Origin of the sequence: Clostridium sp. AF27-2AA (assembly GCF_003478505.1) — a bacterium.
GTDB lineage: Bacteria > Bacillota > Clostridia > Lachnospirales > Lachnospiraceae > Brotaphodocola.
In genome coordinates, this window is record NZ_QUFI01000021.1 from 35,975 (window position 1) to 55,148 (window position 19,174).

The window sequence follows — 19,174 nt, forward strand, 5'->3', positions numbered from 1 at the left end:
TCCTTTTCCGGTACCGGATCTCCTCTTTTCGTAATACGAAAAGCGAGACCTCCACCGTACCCTTGTTCTTTGTACGGTGAAAGTCTCGCTGCTTGGTCGTAAACCGGATTTTCCAGTTTTTAACATACTTTTAACTGTCTTCAGGCCTCTTCGCTGTTCTTTTTCTCAGCTGCCTGTCTCTGAAGTGCTGCGGAGGCTGCTGCCGCAATGGCCTGGTCGGACGCTGCCTGGGCTTTTGCTGCCGGATCCTGCGGTACCGGAACCGGACGGTTCACTGCCAGTGGAAGGTTCACGCCCATAATATTTAAGACAACACCCTTTGCTTCTTTATCTAATACCTTCGGAAGCTGCGCCGCGTCTACAATGACCGGCTTAAACGCATTGTTGCGGTTAAAACGGCTGAATTCCACAGCATCGGTAAATACCAGCTGGTATTTATCACCAGTATTCAGCTTAACCAGCGGAGTTCCTTTGCCATCCTGCTGAAGCGCAAAGATGAATTTGCTCTTCATAAAGTCAGCAGACATCTCTTCCTGGAGCTGTGCCATGCGCTTTGCGTCCTGAAGTTCCTTCGGTCTGCGCACCTCCTGGGCAAAATACAGGGCGGTCAGATGAAGCTGCGGATTTTCAATCCACTGCTTGCCCTCTTCCACCTGCGGATTTTCTCTGCGCTTTGCGAATTCATCAATCTGGAGCAGATCCATTTTGTCATCATAGTGGATTTCCAGCGCATTGACGCCCATGGTATAAAGATTGGTAAAAAACAAAAGCATATGGTTAGAAAGAATCTTTGCAACTCCTACCGGAATCTTCTCTTCCTTTAACTCTGCCACTCTTGCCTTTGCGGCATCCTCAGACAGATAGACGAATACCTTGTCGTCATAGGTTTCTCCATCACACTCTACGTATGGCTCCTCGGTATATCCTGAAATCAGTGCGTACACTGCACCCTCTGCGTCTTTCATCTGCGCCAGCAGTCTGTCTTTTCCCTCACTCATATTGCTCTCCTGTCCGCGGTTCCACATGGTAGTTTCTGCGTTCCGCCTGTCTTTTTCCGTGAATCTCTTTCCTGTCGCTTCACGGTCTGCTCCTAATTATACAGGCTTTTTTTCTCTTTTTCAAGCAGATCAGTTCCAGTTCATCCGTCCATAGCGCAGGGTCATGCCGTGGATCTCCTGTTTTAAGTCTTCAGTCAGGTCAGACTTGGCCAGACGCCATTTCCAGTTCGTTCCCACTGTGGACGGCTTATTGATCCGGCTGCGGTTGTCCAACCCCATATAATCCTGCATCGGAATAACGCAGAGAACTGACCGGCTGCGAAGGATCAGGCTAATCAGGGACTTGCCCAGCTTTGACTGCGGGGTATACTGGTCGCAGAGATACTCCCGTACCATCTTCTGTTCTTCCGGAGTAATACTCTTCCACCAGCCAGCCAGAGTCTCATTGTCATGAGTTCCCGTGTAGGCTACGGAATTTTCTGTATAGTTGTGCGGCAGATAGTCGTTGGCACAGCCGGAATCCCTGGAATCAAACGCGAACTCCAGCACCTTCATGCCCGGAAAACCGCTTTCCTGCACCAGACGGCGCACGGAATCCGTCACATAACCCAGATCCTCGGCAATGACCTGCTTCCAGCCAAGAGCCTGCTCCACCTTCCGGAACAGGTCAATGCCCGGTCCCTTTTCCCAGTGTCCGTTCACGGCAGAAGTCTCCCCGTACGGAATGGAATAATACTCGTCAAAGCCCCGGAAATGATCGATGCGCACGACATCGTAAAGGCGGAAACAATGGGCCAGTCTTGAGATCCACCACTGATATCCGGTTTCCCGGTGATAATCCCAGCGGTAAAGCGGATTCCCCCAGAGCTGTCCGTCTGCGGAGAAGCCATCCGGCGGGCAGCCGGCCACCGCAAGCGGGAGATTGTCTGCGTCTAACTGAAACAGCTCCGAATGCGCCCAGGCATCCGCGCTGTCCATAGATACATAGATTGGGATATCTCCGACCAGCTGGATTCCCCGCTCATTGGCATAGGTTTTCAGCTGGTTCCACTGGAGGTAAAACTGATACTGCAGATACTGCTGGAATTCAATATCAAAATACAGTTCCCTACGGTAATAGTCCATGGCATTGCCCCAGCGCAGGCGGATATCTTCTGCCCATTTCGTCCACTCTACGCCATCAAACCGGTCTTTAACAGCCATAAAAAGGGCATAATCAGAAAGCCACCAGTTATTTTCGGCAACAAACTTCTGGTAATCCGGATTTTCATGGATATGGCTGCGCTCATAGGCCTTGCGAAGCAGCGGATAACGGCCAAGATAAAGTTTTTCATAGTCAATATTGCGCTCGTTCTTTCCAAAATCTACCGCGTCGCATTCTTCTTTTGTCAGAACGCCCTCCTCAATCAGCGCTTCCAGGCTGATAAAGTAAGGATTTCCCGCAAACGTGGAAAATGACTGATACGGGGAATCCCCGTAGCTGGTCGGTCCCAGCGGAAGGATCTGCCAGTAACTCTGTCCGGCTCCCTTCAGCCAGTCCACAAATTCATAAGCGCTTTTTGAGAAACATCCGATGCCGTATCTGGACGGCAGACTGCTAAGCGGCAGCAAAATTCCTGCTGATCTGTTCATATATTCAATACTCCCTTATTGTTTTCATTCTGATTTCAAACGATCCGGCTGCGTTCAGACCGTTACCATAACGCCAAAATGATCCGATACCACCGGATAAAGCGTTCCATTGCAGATAACTCTGCTGGAACGGATCCGGACCGGATTCCGGCTGAACATATAATCCAGGCGGCAGTTCTCCCCTTCTGCCATCTTATCTCTCCAGCCGTCAATCACATGGTCCACGGTCGCGCCGTCATCTTTTTGCGCTGCCAGAACATAGCTGTCCAGCCACCCTGCTTTCCGGATGCAGTCATAGCCTTCGCCCGATACTGCCGACGGGCTGTTAAAATCTCCCAGAAGCCAGACATTTTTCCCACTGTCCAGCCTGCCCTTTTCCTGCAGGAATTGGTTTAACTGTTCCCACTGCCCTGCAAACGGGTCTTCCGCATCGTCCCACCAGCCCATGTGAACGATATAAAACCAGGTGTCCGGATCTGCCTCCGTGCGGATGCCCAGCACCCGCCTGGTCTTCCAGTAATGATAATCGAAGGAGCGGCTGATCTGAAACTGGTCCGTATCCGCAATGGGTGATAAACTGAACACAGCCATGCCTTCGTCATAGCGGTCATAGCCCATCTTTGCCGAGATCCAGGTCCAGGAATAAGAAAGCCCGGAATCCTTTAAAAGCTCTGCAAGCCTTGCCGCATGATTTCCTCTCCGCACTGGAAGAGAAAAGCCACGGCAGCGCACAAACCCGGGCAGCTTTTCATCCGGCCATATTTCCTCACAGGCCAGCTGGTTTACCTCCTGCATGGCCAGAATGTCCGGTTTTTCTTTCCGGATGACCTCAGCAAACGCATGCAGCTTTTCCTCGTAATGCTCCTCAATGAGGCTGTGGGTATTCAGTGTGATCAGTTTCATGTTCTGTCCTCTTTTTCTTCCCCCGCAAAGGATTTTGGGGAATCCTTTGCGGCTGTTTTCTTACAGAATATCGTTGATATCGGATTTCAGCACATCGGCCTTCGGTCCGTAAACAGCCTGGATTCCCTGATCCTTTTTGATCAGTCCCAATGCCCCTTCTGCTTTCCACTCCGGAAGCTCTGCCACTTTGGAAATATCCTTGACTGTAACACGAAGACGGGTCATGCAGGCATCTACCAGCACAATATTTTCTCTGCCTCCAAGCAGCGCGATGATGCGTTCCGCCTGACTGTTTCCCTTCTTTGTTCCGGTGCCTGCGGTACTGCTTCCTTCCGTCTGATCTCCATCCTCCGGCGCTGTCTCATCGGTATAGTTGCCAAGACGGCCCGGAGTCGCGAAATGGAACTTTCCAATCATGACATACGCAACCACATAACCGATGATGAAAAATACCACCACGCAGATTACAAAGTTGATAAGATCACCGCCCAGGCCAGCCTTTAAGGACATCGGAATACGGGTGACAAATTCCAGGTTTCCGAAGGAATGGAGGCGCAGATGGATCACACCTGCCATGGCAAAGGCACATCCCTGCAGCACTGCGTAAAGCACATAGAGCGGCAGCGCGCAGAACATAAACATAAATTCCAGCGGTTCGGTCACACCGGTCAGGAACACGGCCAGCACGGTAGACACAAACATAGAACGGTAATTCTGACGCTTATCCGCATCAACACGGCGGTACATAGCCACAGCGATACCAAGAAGCAGGCCTGTAGCTCCGATCATCTGGCCTACCTTGAACCGGGCCGGTGTTACCGTAGTAAGAAGATTCGTGTAGGCTTCCATATCGCCCGCATTTTTAAAGTTGATCAGGTCTGTTGCCCAGGCCAGCCACAGCGGATCCTGGCCAAATACCTGGCTTCCAGCGTTCACACCGGTCGCAATGGTGTAGGTGCCGCCAAAGGAAGTGTAGTTCATCGGAATGGTCAGCATATGATGCAGGCCGAACGGCAGCAGCAGACGCTCCAGGGTTCCGTAGATGAACGGTGCCAGGATCGGTGATGTGGAAGAAGAATTCGCGATCCATACACCAAAGGCGTTGATTCCGGACTGTACAACCGGCCATACCAGAGCCAGAACCAGAGAAATGATCACGGACCAGGCAATGCAGACCATCGGCACAAACCGTTTGCCGTTAAAGAATGCCAGGGCATCCGGCAGCTTGCGGAAATTGTAGTAGCGGTTATAGATCACGCCTCCGGCAAAACCGGAAATGATTCCCACAAAAACACCCATATTCAGAGCCGGAGCGCCAAGCACGGAAGTAAAGTATCCGTTTACCAGAATTTCCTGGCCAAACAATGTGTGGGTCACGGCCTCCGGATCACTGAGCATAGCTGAGGTCACCCCGAAGATGGAGCCGGTGATCTGGTTGATCAGGATAAAGGTGATGATTGCCGCGAAGGCACCGCCTGCACGTTCCTTGGCCCAGGAACCGCCAATTGCTACCGCAAACAGGATATGAAGATTATTGATCACGGCCCAGCCGATGTTCTCCATCGTACTTCCCACCGTCATCAGCACAGACATATCTGCTCCCGCCATCTGAACCAGCTTTCCAAGGCTGATCATAAATCCTGCTGCCGGCATGACCGCAATGACGGTCATTAAGACTTTGCCAAGCTTCTGCAGAAAATCAAAGTTAAAATTCAGGCGCGGCTTCTGTGACGGCTTCTCACCTGTGCTGTCTGCGGATGTTTTCACCATCTCCGCTTCTTTTGCCCCAGTGCCCGCAGACGTCTCCAGGCTGTCTGCAGTTTTCTGCTCATGGTCCGGGGCCGTCATCACAGTCTCTGCCGTTTCCATCAGCACCGTTTTACCGGCCTGAACCGGGCCCTCTGTGCCGCTTAGCTGCTGCCCGTTTAAACCGCCGCACACCAGAACCGGTGTGATTGGATTGATCTCGCGCTCTTTTAAATAGGCCAGATCCACCTCTGCCAAAAGGTCCCCGGCCTTTACCTTATCACCTGGTTTTACAAAGACCTGAAAGCATTCCCCCTTTAAATGTACCGTCTCCAGACCCACATGGATCAAAAGCTCCAGGCCTTCTGCCGTACGCAGGCCAAACGCATGCTTTGTGTCCGCCACGGAAATAACCTCGCCGTCCACCGGACTGAGCAGTTTTCCCTCGGACGGGATCACCGCCATACCATCCCCGATAATCTTCTGGGAAAAAACCGGATCCGGAACTTCGCCAAGTCCCACAGCCTCTCCTGTCATAGGAGAAAGAATCTTGCCGCACTTCATAAAAATATCCCCCTCATTTTTTCTGACCAGTTCTGCGCCCCCTGTGCTGTCTGTACTTGTCAGATTATTTTGCACAATTAATGCAACCGTTTGCATTAACTATATATGTTTTGCACAGGAATTACAATCTATTTTTTGTTTTTAGCGTGCTTTCTCCACTTTCAACAACTTTTCATTGCCGTTTTTGTGCGTATTGTCCATGTGTCCTCGAACAAAATCTAATGCAACATTTGCATGATTTTGCACACCGACATTGACTTTTTTTCCGCAATCCCGTAAAATATCAAGAAGAAACCAAGGAATCATCCGGTTCTATATTTTATAAAAGAAAGGAAGCTGGAATCATGTCCGTAACCATCAAGGATGTAGCCGCACTGGCCGGTGTATCTGCCTCTACGGTTTCCCGCACCTGTAAAAACAGTCCTTCCATCAGCGAAGAAACGAAACGCAAAGTAAGAAATGCCATGAAGGAGCTGGGCTATGAACCCAATTTCCAGGCCAGCAATCTGGCCTCCCGAAACACGCGCACCATCGGCATTATCCTTCCGGTATCTGCCCGTGAGGTCTACGAAAACTCCTTTTATCTGGAAGCGATCCGCGGCATCAGCCAGGTCTGCAACCAGCAGCATTACATCAGCACCATCGTAACCGGCCAGGATGAGGACGAGGTGCTGGAAGTCGTCCGTTCCATGGCACGCATCGGACAGGCAGACGGCTTTATCCTGCTCTATTCCCGCCAGAACGATCCCGTGATTGAATACCTGCACCGGGAAAAGCTTCCCTATGTTCTGATCGGCAAAGCCTGCCAGTACGCCAACCAGACCATTTACATTGATAATGACAATCTGCTGGCGGGAGATGAAGCTACCGAATACCTTTACCAGCTTGGGCACCGGAAAATTGCCTACCTGGGCGTAGATAACAGCCTCGTCTTCTCGGCTGACCGCCGAAACGGCTACCAGCTGGCGCTGACCCGCCATGGCATTGTGCCAAAACCGGAATACTGTGTAGAACTCCCCTCCATCACCGCCGGGGAAGATACACCGGTACATGCACTGCTCCGGTCTGCCAGCCGGCCGACCGCCATTGTTGTCAGCGATGATATCCTTGCCCTGACCCTGGAACGCATCTGCACGGAAACCGGACTGTCGATCCCGGCTGACCTTTCCATTCTTTCTTTTAATAATTCGCTGTTTGCGCGTCTTACCTCGCCGCAGCTGACCTCTATTGACATCAACTCCTGCCAGCTTGGCATCGAAGCCGCCGCACAGATGATCAGCCATATTGAAAACCCAGAGCTTCCTGCCACCAAGATCCTGGTACCGCACCAGCTGATCGAGCGGGACAGCTGCGCACGACCTGTATCACATTCGTAAGCATAAGGGGATTTACAAATGAGTATGAATCGAAGAAGTGACATTGACATTGCCAAGGGCTTCGCCCTGTTTCTGGTGGTGCTGGGCCACGTCGTGACTATGCACCACACCATATTCCGGTGGATCTACGCATTCCACATGCCAGCTTTTTTCTTTCTCTCCGGCATGACCTTCCGTCCGGAAAAATATCCATCCTGTCTGGATTACATCAAAAAGAGGGGACAGACGCTCATCCTCCCCTATTTTGCGATTACCCTGACCGCGTTAGCCATCTGCACCATCCGGCCCTATTATCATCAGGCTATCAGCGAATATGGGTGGAAGCACATTCTGAAATGGATTTTCTATTATGGGCAGCCCCAGCAGATCTACACCGGCCAGCTGTGGTTTTTGCCGGCACTGTTTTTTGCTGGTCTTTATGCACTGGTCTGGCTGCGTATCTTTGACCAGAAACACATCGTCACCCGCTGTTATGCCCTGACTGTTCTGATACTGGCCGGAACCTATATCCGCCTTGCAGATCCTCTGATCCCGGTCATGGAGCGGCTTCCCTGGAAACTGGATTCTGCCCTGTGCGCTGCCGTATTTCTGATTGCCGGATACTACACAAACAGAACAAAGCTTCTGGAAAAAATGATGCCATACGCCGGATTCCTGATCCCGTTTTTCGTGGCCTTAAGCTTCTTTTTCGGCCCGAAGCTCAGCGAATATGTAAACTTATGCGACTGTCGCTACACCGCACCGCCCTACTATTTTGGTGCCGCCTTTTCCGGTATTTTCGCGCTGCTTCTCACGGCAAAACTGGCTGCGCTCCCGGCTGTATCCGGCAGCGTATTTTCCCGTTTCTGGCAGTTTTGCGGCCGCCGCTCCATGCTTCTTTTTTCCATTCAGAGCTTCGCCCTCTACTTCTTTGTGGAGCTTATTCTGCGCACCACCGGCGTGGAATTAAAGCCTATGGAATGGATGCCAACCAGGCTTTCCACCTTTGCGCTGACTGCAGCCACCTTCGGCCTGATCTGTCTCATTGGCTGGCCCTGGGACTGCTACAAACACAAAAGAGCAGGCACCTGATTTTTCAGGTACCTGCCCTTATTTTTCTGTCACATGCCCTACACCGTAATGCTTTTCAGTGATTTTTTCAGCTGTGTGATTTCTTTTTCCAGTGCAGCCTTTTTCTTTTGATCTGCCTCAAATTCTGCCATTTCTCCGGTCTGCATTTCTTCTCCCGCAAAGCTTAAAAATCCCTGGGTAAATACAGATGGGTATTTGAATTTCTTGTCCGCTTTCTCAAAATGAACCAGCAGGGTTCCGTTATCATTGGACTGAACCGCACCGACACCATACGTCTTATGGCGCACCTGTTTTCCCACAACATCCGGAAGATTAACCGGCTTGTCCTGCAATTCTTTCAGCCGCTTCTCCTTTAATGCGATCTCCTGGGTCAGCTTCTCCTGGGCAGCTTTGGCTTCTGCCGTCTTTGTACGCTCTCTGGATGGAATCCTGCGGATATCCATACCTGCATAATAACGGTACAGGCTTGCGCAGTCCATGATATCGTAAACCAGGATATGAAGCTGGTCCTCGTAACCATCCAGCTCTTCTTCAAACAGCCCGCTGTAAAGACCGGTCAGCTCCTCATTCTCACGAATCGCGTCAAGAAGCTCATCACACATCTGGTAATAGCCTGCCAGAGAGAAATTCTTGCTGCTGAAATCTCCCTCATACTCCACGCAGGCCGCCCAGCCTGTAGCAGACGCAGCATCGAATACATAGTTTTCCTCCGGCTTCCACAGATTCAGGTAATAGATCACATGATCCCGGGTCTGCAGATATTTTTTCGTTCCACGCTCATAGTAGCGGACCCGTTCATTGATCTTGTCCGCAAAGAAGTCTGCACGGTCCTGGCGTTTCTGAAGATCACCGCCGTCATCACTGAATAAAAATCGGAAGCACTCACGCACATACTCAACCTCTGCTTCCCGGGCAAGAAGCATCCGAAGTCCTGCTACCGGCTGCATGGCAGCATCATCCAGAAGATTGCCGGCCTCCTGCATGGCTTTTTCAAACATACCGGCAAAGTCTGCCGCATCCAGATTCCAAAACCGCTTAAAGCAGCCCACAGCACGCCATTTGTAGACCTGGTCACTGTCATCTGCCCGCTCAAGTCCGGCCAGACGTCCCATGTACTGTTCTAATACTGTTTCAAAATTCTTCCTGTTCATATTCCTCACCTGTTCATTAAATTTGCAGTTTGATTTCCAGTTTCTGCATATGGTTTTCACTAGATTCTCATTATATAGCAGAGATTTTTCTCATTCAAGACTTGACATCTCTTTCACAATATGCTTGCCCGTCCAACTTGTTACTGTTCACGCATTGCGCAAACAGGCAACGGATTTTCCGCAAACTGCTGCGGCCAGCTGCATTCTGTGTTTACAAACAAATCGCCCTGTTGCTATAATAATCTGAACAGATTCTGCTAAAGTGCCCTCATTCCTGCAGATTTAAAAATAAGCCCATTCAGGAGGAATTCATATGAAACAACCGGTTATTGTCAGAAACACACGGATCGGAGACGGTATTCCGAAAATCTGTGTTCCTATTGTGGAAAAAGATTTTCCTTCCATTCTCACAGCCGCCAGGAACTTAAAGTCATCCTGTCCGGATCTTGCAGAATGGCGCTGCGATCACTTTGACCAGGCCGAAGAGCCAGAGGCCGCCGTGCGTGTCCTTCAGGCACTCCATGAAATACTGGAAGATATTCCGATTCTGTTTACCTTCCGCACCAAAGCGGAAGGCGGAGAAAAGGAGATTGCCGCCGCGTCCTATGAACGGTTAAACTGCCAGGTAGCAGCAAGCGGCCTTGCGGACCTTATCGATGTAGAGATTTTTACCGGAGATGATACCGTCCGTTCCATTCTGGCTGCCGCACACCGCGCAAATGTTCCCGTGGTTGCCTCCAATCATCATTTTCATGAGACCCCGGCCCAGGAAACCCTCCTCGAAATCCTCACCAAAATGGATCAGATGGGGGCTGATATCTTAAAGATTGCCGTGATGCCCCAGTCCCGGAAAGATGTGCTGACCCTGCTTTCTGCCACGGAGGAAATGGATCTTCGCACTGCAAAGCCCCTCATCACCATGTCCATGGGGCCAGTCGGCATGATCAGCCGCCTGTGTGGGGAAGTGTTCGGCTCTGCCTTAACCTTCGGAACAGTCGGTAAGGCATCTGCCCCCGGACAGATCGACGCAAAAGACCTGGCCAGTGTCCTGCAGCTGATCCATAAAAGCATGGGAAACTGATTCATTCCCTGTAATAACAGTTTCCGCTGCAGCCTTTGGGGAACAGTTCCCGCTTCATCTTTTCTCTATAGTCTGCTTCTGAGCCCGACTCTTCCAACAGAGTCAGGGCTCTTTTTAAATTACAGATATCCCGCTCCATATAGTCAGCGTAGTTGCCCCGTCCCACCAGCTTTAAGTGTGTGATTCCCGCCTCCCGAAGCCGATACAGGGCACATAGGCCGCAACCGGTGGCACCGCAGAGGTAACCGTCTTCAGCCCAGGGAAGCTGCTCCGATGTGCTTCTGTCTTCTGCCCGCTCCCTGCGTTCTTCCGGTTCAAGCCGGTACGGCACCCGGCACAGATACCCCATCTCGTCGCAGTGCAGGGAATTGCAGAAGGCGCCCGTAAAATGGCAGAGTTCATTCAGCACAAAGGCTTCAAACTCCTCTCCATGCCCAGCCTGTACCACCCGTCTCATATCATAAAAACTGTTTTTCCGGTGAAAGGTCAGACGCTGAATCTGCTGCCGCTGAAACACGGAAAACATCCGGCTGTTCACTTCCGCGATTTCTCCGCTCAGATGAATTTCGCAGTCGATATGCTCCTGCCTCAGATAACAGATGAGGGCCGGATCTGCCAGAATATAACTGCGAAATCCAAACCCCATACACTGCCGGATGATCGTTGCAATCTCCGGATACTGCTCTGGAATATAGTACAGGGCATTGAAGGTCAGGTGCACCGGTTTCTGATATTTCCGAACCATGGCCGCAAGGATTTCCAGTTCCGAAAAAGAGCCCAGCTGTACATTGCAGCAGAGTACTTCCCGTCGGTTCAACGGCAGCATAGTGCCATATTTCCGATTCCAGTCATAAGGTACATATCCGGCAAAAAATTCGTCCGCTCCGGCATCACAGAACCGGACATATTCATCCAGGGAGCCAAGCCCTGCTACGATTTTCATACTCACATCCAGCACGGAAACACCAGCCTTCCAATATAATTCTGTTTACAAAATTTTTCTGTTTTTTCCAGGTCACACGGTACGATTCCGGCCCGCTCCAGAATCTCATGATCCCTTCCAAACAGGGAATTGTAACGCCCCACCATCTCCAGATGCTGCGGATACAGATAAGCCTGCCATTCACACCGTTTATCACAGCTGGTCAGAAGATGCTGCACACTCCGGTCCCCATATGCACTTCCTGCATACAGCGTACAATACTGAGAGGTATTTGTCTGGTAAAAGGGCAAATGCAGATGATTTTCCACTCTCATTTTCGCAGCTGGATCCGGGAACTTCTGCTCATAGCCGCAGCATTCCCACTCCAAACGCTGTATTCCAAATTCCTGGCTCAGATATTCCTGGTAGAATTCTGCATTCAGGCTGTTTTCACGCAAACACTCCCTGCTGCCCTTTTTATATGCCATACGCGGATCTTTTTTCCGCTTGTTTAACATTCTTCCAAAGCATGGGATCAGTTCCGGGAAATCGCGTTTCAGCATGTCTGCCATTGCCCAGTCATTGACCTCAATTTCCAGTTTTCTGTTCTCTTTCCGGCACCACTGCCCCAGTTTTTCCAACAGTTTCTCCGTCTGTACCAGCTGATATTCCCGCACATAAGAAAAGGTAAAAGTGACCTGCAGCAACTCCTTTTTTGCCTTTTCAAGCAATGCAAAAAGCTGTTCTGTTTCCGGAAAAAGCAGGTGGCAGAAGGCATTCCCAATATAAATCCGGCCCGGTTTTCTGTCCTGAAGCCAGTCCCGAAATGCAGGATACTGCTTTTGATAACCTGCCAGAAACTCATCCAATTCCTGATTCAAAAACTGTGTGTATACATGCGGATGATCGAGTTCCAGCGCAAATCCTGGTTTTGCCTGCCGTCTTTCCGGTCTTGCTCCAATTTTCTCCATCCCGCTTTCTTCCAGACTTGTTTCCATTGGCTCCATCCGGCCATCACGCTCACAGTTCCCAGCTTCATCAGGCACTCTCTTTGTTTCGGTCCCGAACCACTCCTCCATCTGCTCCCGGAAGGAATCCGCAAATATCTCATCTTCTCCCGCCGGATATCCGGTCATCTGCCCGGCCAGGCCGCTGTCATCTTCCTCCAGTTTTAAGCGGATATAGCAGTCATACTGGCCGAACAGCATTCGCACCGCCTGACGGTAATCTTCCTGCTGCACAGCCACCGCATAGCTGCAAAAAAAATCCGTTTGCGCTTCAACTTTCCAGTCATCCGGTGTCACAGCAATTTCCTGATACCGGTTCTGTTTCATATTATAAAAACAAAGCCGCAGACTTTCCTGCAGTTTCAAAATTTCTGATGCAACACTCACGCGAAAACAGAAGCCTTCCTCTGCCAGCTTTGTAATCCGCACCTCTTTTTCACCGTAAAAACCTGCCAGAAGGCCGAAGGGAATCATCTCCACCGCACTGTTTATCCAATCCCAGGTTCTATTTCTTTCCATTTTCCAAATGCCTCCGGCCCAAATTTCTCGCAGCGTTGTCACCCGGTTTCCCCGTCGTTCGCCAGAAGTATGCTTCTGGCTCTCTTGCACTCATTCCATTATAACAAAATCTGAATGGGATTTATATGCTAATTTCTATTTGCTTTTTTGATGGAAATACCGTATTGTAAAAAAAACAACAGGAGGATCTGAGCTATGGCAAAAATTGATCACGCGGCTGTACGCACCACCGCCTACGAGGACGCCCAGAAATTTTTTGAAGATGTATTTAAAATGCATATGTGGAGAGAAATTGGTGAGAAGCCAGCCCGCAAATGCTGGTACAAAGAAGGAATCCAGCTCTGCGAAGCGGAAACTATCAACACAGACGGGCAGAACGGCTACGACCATATTTCCATTGCGGTAGACTCTGTGGAAGAAACTATGGAAAAGATCAAAGCATACCCAGCTACGCCAATCAACGATCACTGGTTTTCCCTTCCGAACGGAACCAGAATTGAGCTAAAGCTGCTGGAAAACTGGAAACTGAATGATTAAGCACGGGTATAAAACAGGGCCTGGGAACCGCTGCTGGCGGCTTTCCGGCCCTGTTTTATTTCAAACTTAAATTTTTATGGAACTACAGCCAGAGACTGCAGATAAAGGTTGCGGCCAGGCCGCCCAGGGACATCACAACATTACTGATGGACAATGTCTTCAGTCCTGTCTTCATATCATATCCCATACAGTTTGTGTATACCCAGAAGTAACTGTCGTTTACGTGGCAGCAGAGACGTGCGCCCGCGCCGGATGCAAGGAAGATCAGGATCGGGTCCAGACCAAGGCTTGCGGCAATCGGCGCGCACAGGGTTGCAGCGGTAGTGACAGCGACTGTACCGGAACCCTGTACCACCTTTAACAGACCTGAGATCACAAACGGGATCAGGATGAAGGGGAGACCGGTGTTCAGTACCATCTGTGCCAGGCTGTCGCCTGCTCCGGATACCTTTAACACCTGGCCAAGAGCGCCGCCAGCAGAGGTAATGAACACGATCGGACCTGCGTCTTTTAAGGTCTTATCCATCACATCAATGATGACTTTGCCGCCAAGACGTTTGCCCAGAGTGATGATGGCCAGCACAGCGCCGATGGCCAGAGCGATGTTGGAATCACCTACAAAAGATACTACCGTCATAACCGGTGAATCTTCCGGAAGCATCATTCCGCATGTCGTATTTAAAAGGATCAGCAGAATTGGCACAACAAGCGGCAGAAGGCTTGCCAGAGTTCCCGGCAGATCGGTATCATCTTCTATACTCAGAGCTTCGTCTTTTTTATGCTCCTCTTCATCACGAAAACTGTAGTAAGAATCCGGCTTGTTGCGGAAATAAATTTCTGCAAAGATCCAGCCGGCCAGCGTCATAAAGAACGCACCAAATGCACCATACAGGATTGCGCGCCCAATATCGATTCCCAGAAGTCCGGCTGCTGCCAGCGGACCTGGTGTCGGCGGCACAAATACATGAGTAGATAAGAGTCCGGCTGACAGGCTCACTGCCAGGATGGCCAGCGAAATTCGTGTCTTTTTGTGAATTGCTTTTACAAGCGGTGTCAGAATCACAAATGCTGCGTCGGAAAATACCGGAATGGATACCAGGTAACCGGTGATGGCCATGGCCAGGCCCGCACGTTTCTGGCCTACCAGACGTACTGCGTCAAAGGCCATGCGGTTGGTTCCTTTTGCTGCATCCAGATAGTTACCCAGCATGATACCAAAAATGATAACAATACCGATGCTCTTTACCGTGCCGGAAAATCCGCCGGTAATGGCAGCCACGGTATCTGCTCCGCTCATACCGGAAAGCAACCCCATAACCAGTGCTGTTGCCAGCAGTGAAATAAACGCATTTGCTTTCACTTTGACGCAAAGGATCAGCAGCACCGCCATTCCTATGATAAATATTAACTCCATTGGCATAATTATGTCCCCCTATCTCCGCCGCTTAACGTGCGGCGTTCTCTTTCTCCATACGTGCCCGCATCATCGGTTTGATGCCGCCTGCTTCCAGAATCTTCATGGCCTGGTCTCCAAGACGGTCGCAGGTATATACCTTTCCGGTCTCCTTTACGGTTACGGTTCCTTTTGCAATGTTCAGCGTCAACTCCTGGCCATCTTTTACTTCCTTGCTGATGCCTTTGCAGACAATAAGCGGAAGCCCCAGATTGATAGAATTGCGGAAGAAAATCCGGGCAAAGGAATCTGCGATCACGGCGCTTGCTCCCATGTTTAACAGCGCGATAGGCGCATGCTCACGGCTGGAGCCGCAGCCGAAGTTGCTTCCTGCTACCACAATGCCGCCCTGCGGAAAGTTCGTGGCAATGTTCTCATCCACGCCGCACAGGCAGTGACTTCCGATCTCCTTCGGATCGGTGATAGCCAGAAAGCGGCCCGGGTAGATCTGGTCGGTATCGATGTTGTTGCCAACGACAATGATGTTTCCTGTGATTTCTGTTTTCATGACGGTTAGTCCCCCCTTATAAATAGTTTCTCGGATCGGTAATGCAGCCGTTTAAGATACTTGCCGCAACAGTGGCCGGGCTTGCCAGGTAAATGTCTGCCTCGGTAGAGCCCATACGTCCCGGGAAGTTACGGTTGGTGGTGGTGATACAGTTCTCGCCCGGAGCCAGAATGCCCTCATGAGCGCCCAGACATGCTCCGCAGCCTGGAGTGGTAATGGTCGCGCCGGCTGCCATCAGGCTCTGGATATAACCCTTCTCCATGCAGGACTGCATAACTTCCGCTGATGCCGGAACAACAACCAGTCTCGCGTACTTCGGAATGTGCTTTCCTTCCAGAATCTTTGCTGCCTGGGCGATATCCTCTTCCCGTCCGCCGGTGCAGCTTCCGATGTAACCCTGGTTTAAAGTGATGGTCCTGTCTTTGATAACCTCGCTGAGCGGTGCCACGTTATCTACGCTGTGCGGGCAGGCCAGCTGCGGTTCCAGTTCAGATACGTCAAATACATAGCTCTCTTCATATTTAAAATCCGGATCGGTGTACTGCACTTCAAACGGTCTTACCGCACGTTTGGAAACATAATCCAGAACTGCCTGGTTCGGCTGCATGTAAGCGGTCTTTGCGCCCATCTCTACAGCCATGTTGCAGACAACCATACGTCCAGAAACGCCAAGGTTCTCTACATAGCTTCCGGTAAAGTCGATTGCTTTGTATACCGCTCCGTCCGCCTTAATCTTTCCGAGAACGCTTAAGATGACATCTTTCGGATATACGCCCGGTTTTGTCTCTCCTTCCAGACGTACTTCAATGATCTCCGGAACGCGGAACCACAGCTCACCCGTCATTAAGATAGTTGCCATATCGGTTGCGCCGCAGCCAGTTCCCATAGCACCAAATGCTCCGTGGGTAGTGGTATGACTGTCCGTTGCAACTACGATCATGCCTGGGTAAATAACACCGGCCTCCGGCATTACCTGATGGCAGACACCACAATTGGTATCAAAATGGAAGCGTAAATTATTCTTCTTTGCAAACTCTCTCATTTCGCCATGGTTTGCGGCACTCTTGATGTCCGGTGCCGGTGCGTAGTGGTCGAATACGAACGCTGCCCGCTCGCTGTCCCATACCTTCTCACCGCCCATTTCATAAAAAGAATAAACAGTCTGCAGATACAGATCGTTGATCTCCGCAAAATCAACCTTCGCTGTAACGATTTCCCCTGTGCTTACCTGTTCGCGCCCGCTGTTTTTTGCAAGAATCTTCTCAATTGCGTGCATCTTAACTCCTCCTGATTATTCATTTTCGTATTTCGTATTTTGAATATCGTATACGATATACGTTTCGTGATTCAAAGACTATCACTTTCCAGGACAGTTTTCAAGCCTTTTTTGTCAATTATCGGATCTTTGGCAGTTATTCACATTTTCGAATCTCATTTTTTATGAAAAACAACTGAATATCGTATACGATCTGTTTGACACTGTTTTTGTGAAATGGTATCATCAAAGTATAAGAAAAGAGGAATTTGCGGAGAATTTTCGCATGGAAAGGATAAAAGATTTATGGAAAGTATGGAACTGCTGCCGGCACGTGTCCGAATCACAGCAATTTTAAAAAAAGCATTATTTTCAGGAGAATATAAAAGTGGTGATGAATTAAGTCTCACTGACATTGCGGCAAAGCTTGGCGTCAGCCGTACCCCGGTCCGCGAGGCATTCCAGGCCCTGGAAGCTGAAGGGCTGATTGAGCTTCGCATGAACAAGGGAGCAATCGTAAAACCGATCGATGAAAAATACATCACCGATCATTATGAGATGCGTATTCTTCTGGAGTCCGAAGCTGCGGCCCGGGCTGCAAAAAACGGCATGCCGGAGGCAGACAAACTGATTGAAAAGCTCATGGACACCCAGAAGCGCATGGAATCACTCTCCACCAGCGAATATGAGGATCTGAACTTTGAAGTTCACACCGGCATCTGGACCGCGGCTGACAACATGCGGCTTTACAAGATGCTCTCCAACCTGTGGAACGGCCCCAGCATCGGTTTCACTTCTCCGAAGCTAGATCACTACATCAAATCCACCCAGGAACATATTGATATTCTGACCTGTATCAAAAATCATGATGCCAAAAAAGCCAAAAAAGAAATGGAACAGCACATTGAACGAAGTATGGATAATATTCTGAAGAATTTTAAATTCAGATAAAAGACACGATAGAATATCCGATCATACAAAATGCGGCAGACATTTTTTTGACCAGTCAGCCGCATCGTTTTAAATCAAAACAGGGGGAACACATATGCAACGGGACAGTGCACAGGAACAATATGACAAAATGACAAAAACACCGGTTCACCAGCTGGTTCTGCGGCTGGGGCTTCCCACCACCGTCAGCATGCTGGTGACCAGCATCTACAACATGGCAGACACCTTTTTTGTCAGCCAGCTCGGAACCAGCGTCAGCGGCGCGACCGGCGTGGTATTTGCGCTGATGGCCATCATCAACGCCTTCGGATTCATGTTCGGACATGGCGCAGGAAGCAATATCAGCCGGAAGCTTGGCGCTCATGATGTGGAAAGTGCCCGCGTGTTTGCGTCTACCAGCTTTTTTCTGTCACTGCTGGCCGGATCGGCCATCGGCGTGTTTGGATTTTTATTCCATGCACCCTTCATGCGGCTTTTAGGCAGTACGGACTCCATTCTGCCCTATGCCATCGAATACAGCACCTGGATTCTTATCGCAGCTCCCGCCATGGCCTCCAGCTGCGTGATGAATAACATTCTCCGCTATGAGGGCAAAGCCTTCTTTGCCATGCTGGGACTTGCTTCCGGCGGCATCCTCAATATATTCGGAGATATGCTTCTGATCTTCGGGCTGGATCTGGGCGTGCGGGGCGCAGGTATCTCCACCGCAGTCTCCCAATATATCAGCATGGCCATCCTCATCAGTCCGTTTCTCAGAAGGAAAGTGCAAAGCCGCATCCACATCCGCTATGTGACCCGCAGCTTTGCCGATATCAAAAACATTATTGCCACCGGTTTTCCAAGCCTCATGCGTCAGGGACTTAACAGCATTTCCGTGATGATCTTAAACCTGTGCTCCGCTCCGTATGGCGATGCAGCCATCGCGGCCATGAGCATCGTAACCCGCATCATCATGTTCCTGTTCTGCATTGCGCTCGGTATCGGACAGGGCTTCCAGCCGGTCAGCGCCTTCAACTACGGTGCAAAAAAATATAGCCGCGTGCGGGAGGCCTTCTGGTTCAGCATCCAGAGCAGCCTGATCGTCATGAGCATTTCAGCCCTGATCGGTATCGTATTCTCCGCTCCCATCGTGCGTATGTTCCGGGATGACCCGGCTGTTATCAGCATCGGTGTCACTGCCCTGCGTATCCAGTGCTTCGCCCTCTTCTGCATGCCCTTCTCCCTGTGCGGAAATATGATGTTCCAGAGTATCGGACAGAGCGGAAAAGCTACGTTTCTCTCCATGATCCGCAGCGGACTGGTCTTTATCCCGGTTCTGTGGATCCTGAGCCAGACAATCGGCCTCCTTGGCATTCAGATGTCACAGACCATCGCCGACGCAGTTGCTGCCGCCATCACAATTCCTATGGTAGTAAAATTCTTCCGCGCAATGCCAGAAGATGCAGCAGACACACAATAAAAATTTAAGAATAGTCACAAAAGGTCCGAAGCAGGCCGGGG

At 50.4% G+C, this 19,174-nt stretch carries 16 protein-coding genes; 6 read left to right on the forward strand and 10 right to left on the reverse strand.

Going from position 1 to position 19,174, the window contains the following annotated elements; all coding sequences use genetic code 11:
- Positions 1–140 precede the first annotated feature (140 nt).
- The 4 genes from DWY84_RS11975 to DWY84_RS11990 form a co-directional block, all read right to left on the reverse strand.
- Entirely contained in the window at positions 141–998 is an 858-nt protein-coding gene (locus tag DWY84_RS11975) for an SseB family protein (protein WP_182434949.1), read from the reverse strand.
- Between the two features lie 129 nt (positions 999–1,127).
- Positions 1,128–2,630 carry a 4-alpha-glucanotransferase gene (malQ, locus tag DWY84_RS11980; protein WP_118533602.1) on the reverse strand — a complete coding sequence of 501 codons (1,503 nt, stop codon included), beginning with the start codon at positions 2,628–2,630 and terminating at the stop codon, positions 1,128–1,130.
- Between the two features lie 54 nt (positions 2,631–2,684).
- Positions 2,685–3,533 carry an endonuclease/exonuclease/phosphatase family protein gene (locus DWY84_RS11985; RefSeq protein WP_118533604.1) on the reverse strand — a complete coding sequence of 283 codons (849 nt, stop codon included), beginning with the start codon at positions 3,531–3,533 and terminating at the stop codon, positions 2,685–2,687.
- A gap of 60 nt (positions 3,534–3,593) precedes the next feature.
- Entirely contained in the window at positions 3,594–5,843 is a 2,250-nt protein-coding gene (locus DWY84_RS11990; protein WP_118533606.1) for a PTS transporter subunit IIBC, read from the reverse strand.
- A 344-nt stretch (positions 5,844–6,187) separates the two neighbouring features.
- Between DWY84_RS11990 and DWY84_RS11995 the strand changes: the two genes are divergently transcribed.
- Together DWY84_RS11995 and DWY84_RS12000 are read left to right on the forward strand one after the other, a co-directional pair.
- Positions 6,188–7,219, forward strand: a complete 1,032-nt coding sequence (locus tag DWY84_RS11995) for a LacI family DNA-binding transcriptional regulator (RefSeq protein WP_118533608.1) — start codon at positions 6,188–6,190, stop codon at positions 7,217–7,219.
- Positions 7,220–7,237: 18 nt separating this feature from the next.
- Entirely contained in the window at positions 7,238–8,290 is a 1,053-nt protein-coding gene (locus tag DWY84_RS12000; RefSeq protein ID WP_118533610.1) for an acyltransferase family protein, read from the forward strand.
- A gap of 38 nt (positions 8,291–8,328) precedes the next feature.
- On the opposite strand, the gene DWY84_RS12005 is transcribed toward DWY84_RS12000, so the two are convergent.
- A complete protein-coding gene (locus DWY84_RS12005) occupies positions 8,329–9,441 on the reverse strand; it encodes a hypothetical protein (RefSeq protein ID WP_118533612.1) in 1,113 nt (370 codons plus the stop codon).
- A gap of 313 nt (positions 9,442–9,754) precedes the next feature.
- Between DWY84_RS12005 and aroD the strand changes: the two genes are divergently transcribed.
- Positions 9,755–10,522, forward strand: a complete 768-nt coding sequence (aroD, locus tag DWY84_RS12010) for a type I 3-dehydroquinate dehydratase (RefSeq protein WP_118533614.1) — start codon at positions 9,755–9,757, stop codon at positions 10,520–10,522.
- 1 nt (position 10,523) lies between these two features.
- On the opposite strand, the gene DWY84_RS12015 is transcribed toward aroD, so the two are convergent.
- Positions 10,524–11,465, reverse strand: coding sequence for a U32 family peptidase (locus DWY84_RS12015; RefSeq protein WP_118533616.1), 942 nt, complete (start codon positions 11,463–11,465; stop codon positions 10,524–10,526).
- A 2-nt stretch (positions 11,466–11,467) separates the two neighbouring features.
- A complete protein-coding gene (locus DWY84_RS12020) occupies positions 11,468–12,970 on the reverse strand; it encodes a hypothetical protein (protein ID WP_118533618.1) in 1,503 nt (500 codons plus the stop codon).
- A 195-nt stretch (positions 12,971–13,165) separates the two neighbouring features.
- On the opposite strand from DWY84_RS12020, the gene DWY84_RS12025 reads away from it, so the two are divergent.
- Positions 13,166–13,507: a VOC family protein gene (locus DWY84_RS12025; protein WP_118533620.1), complete on the forward strand. Its 342-nt coding sequence runs from the start codon at positions 13,166–13,168 to the stop codon at positions 13,505–13,507.
- Positions 13,508–13,589: 82 nt separating this feature from the next.
- Here the strand turns inward: DWY84_RS12025 and DWY84_RS12030 are convergent, their stop codons facing one another.
- The 3 genes from DWY84_RS12030 to DWY84_RS12040 are packed head-to-tail and all read right to left on the reverse strand — an operon-like array spanning position 13,590 to position 16,744.
- Positions 13,590–14,927: a gluconate:H+ symporter gene (locus DWY84_RS12030; protein WP_118533622.1), complete on the reverse strand. Its 1,338-nt coding sequence runs from the start codon at positions 14,925–14,927 to the stop codon at positions 13,590–13,592.
- Between the two features lie 25 nt (positions 14,928–14,952).
- Positions 14,953–15,468: a 3-isopropylmalate dehydratase small subunit gene (locus DWY84_RS12035; RefSeq protein ID WP_118533624.1), complete on the reverse strand. Its 516-nt coding sequence runs from the start codon at positions 15,466–15,468 to the stop codon at positions 14,953–14,955.
- A 16-nt stretch (positions 15,469–15,484) separates the two neighbouring features.
- Positions 15,485–16,744, reverse strand: a complete 1,260-nt coding sequence (locus DWY84_RS12040) for a 3-isopropylmalate dehydratase large subunit (RefSeq protein WP_118533626.1) — start codon at positions 16,742–16,744, stop codon at positions 15,485–15,487.
- 285 nt (positions 16,745–17,029) lie between these two features.
- Here DWY84_RS12040 and DWY84_RS12045 point away from each other — a divergent pair, with 285 nt between their 5' ends.
- Entirely contained in the window at positions 17,030–17,674 is a 645-nt protein-coding gene (locus DWY84_RS12045) for a GntR family transcriptional regulator (protein WP_118533628.1), read from the forward strand.
- Between the two features lie 94 nt (positions 17,675–17,768).
- Positions 17,769–19,133 carry an MATE family efflux transporter gene (locus DWY84_RS12050; protein WP_118533630.1) on the forward strand — a complete coding sequence of 455 codons (1,365 nt, stop codon included), beginning with the start codon at positions 17,769–17,771 and terminating at the stop codon, positions 19,131–19,133.
- Positions 19,134–19,174: the final 41 nt, after the last annotated feature.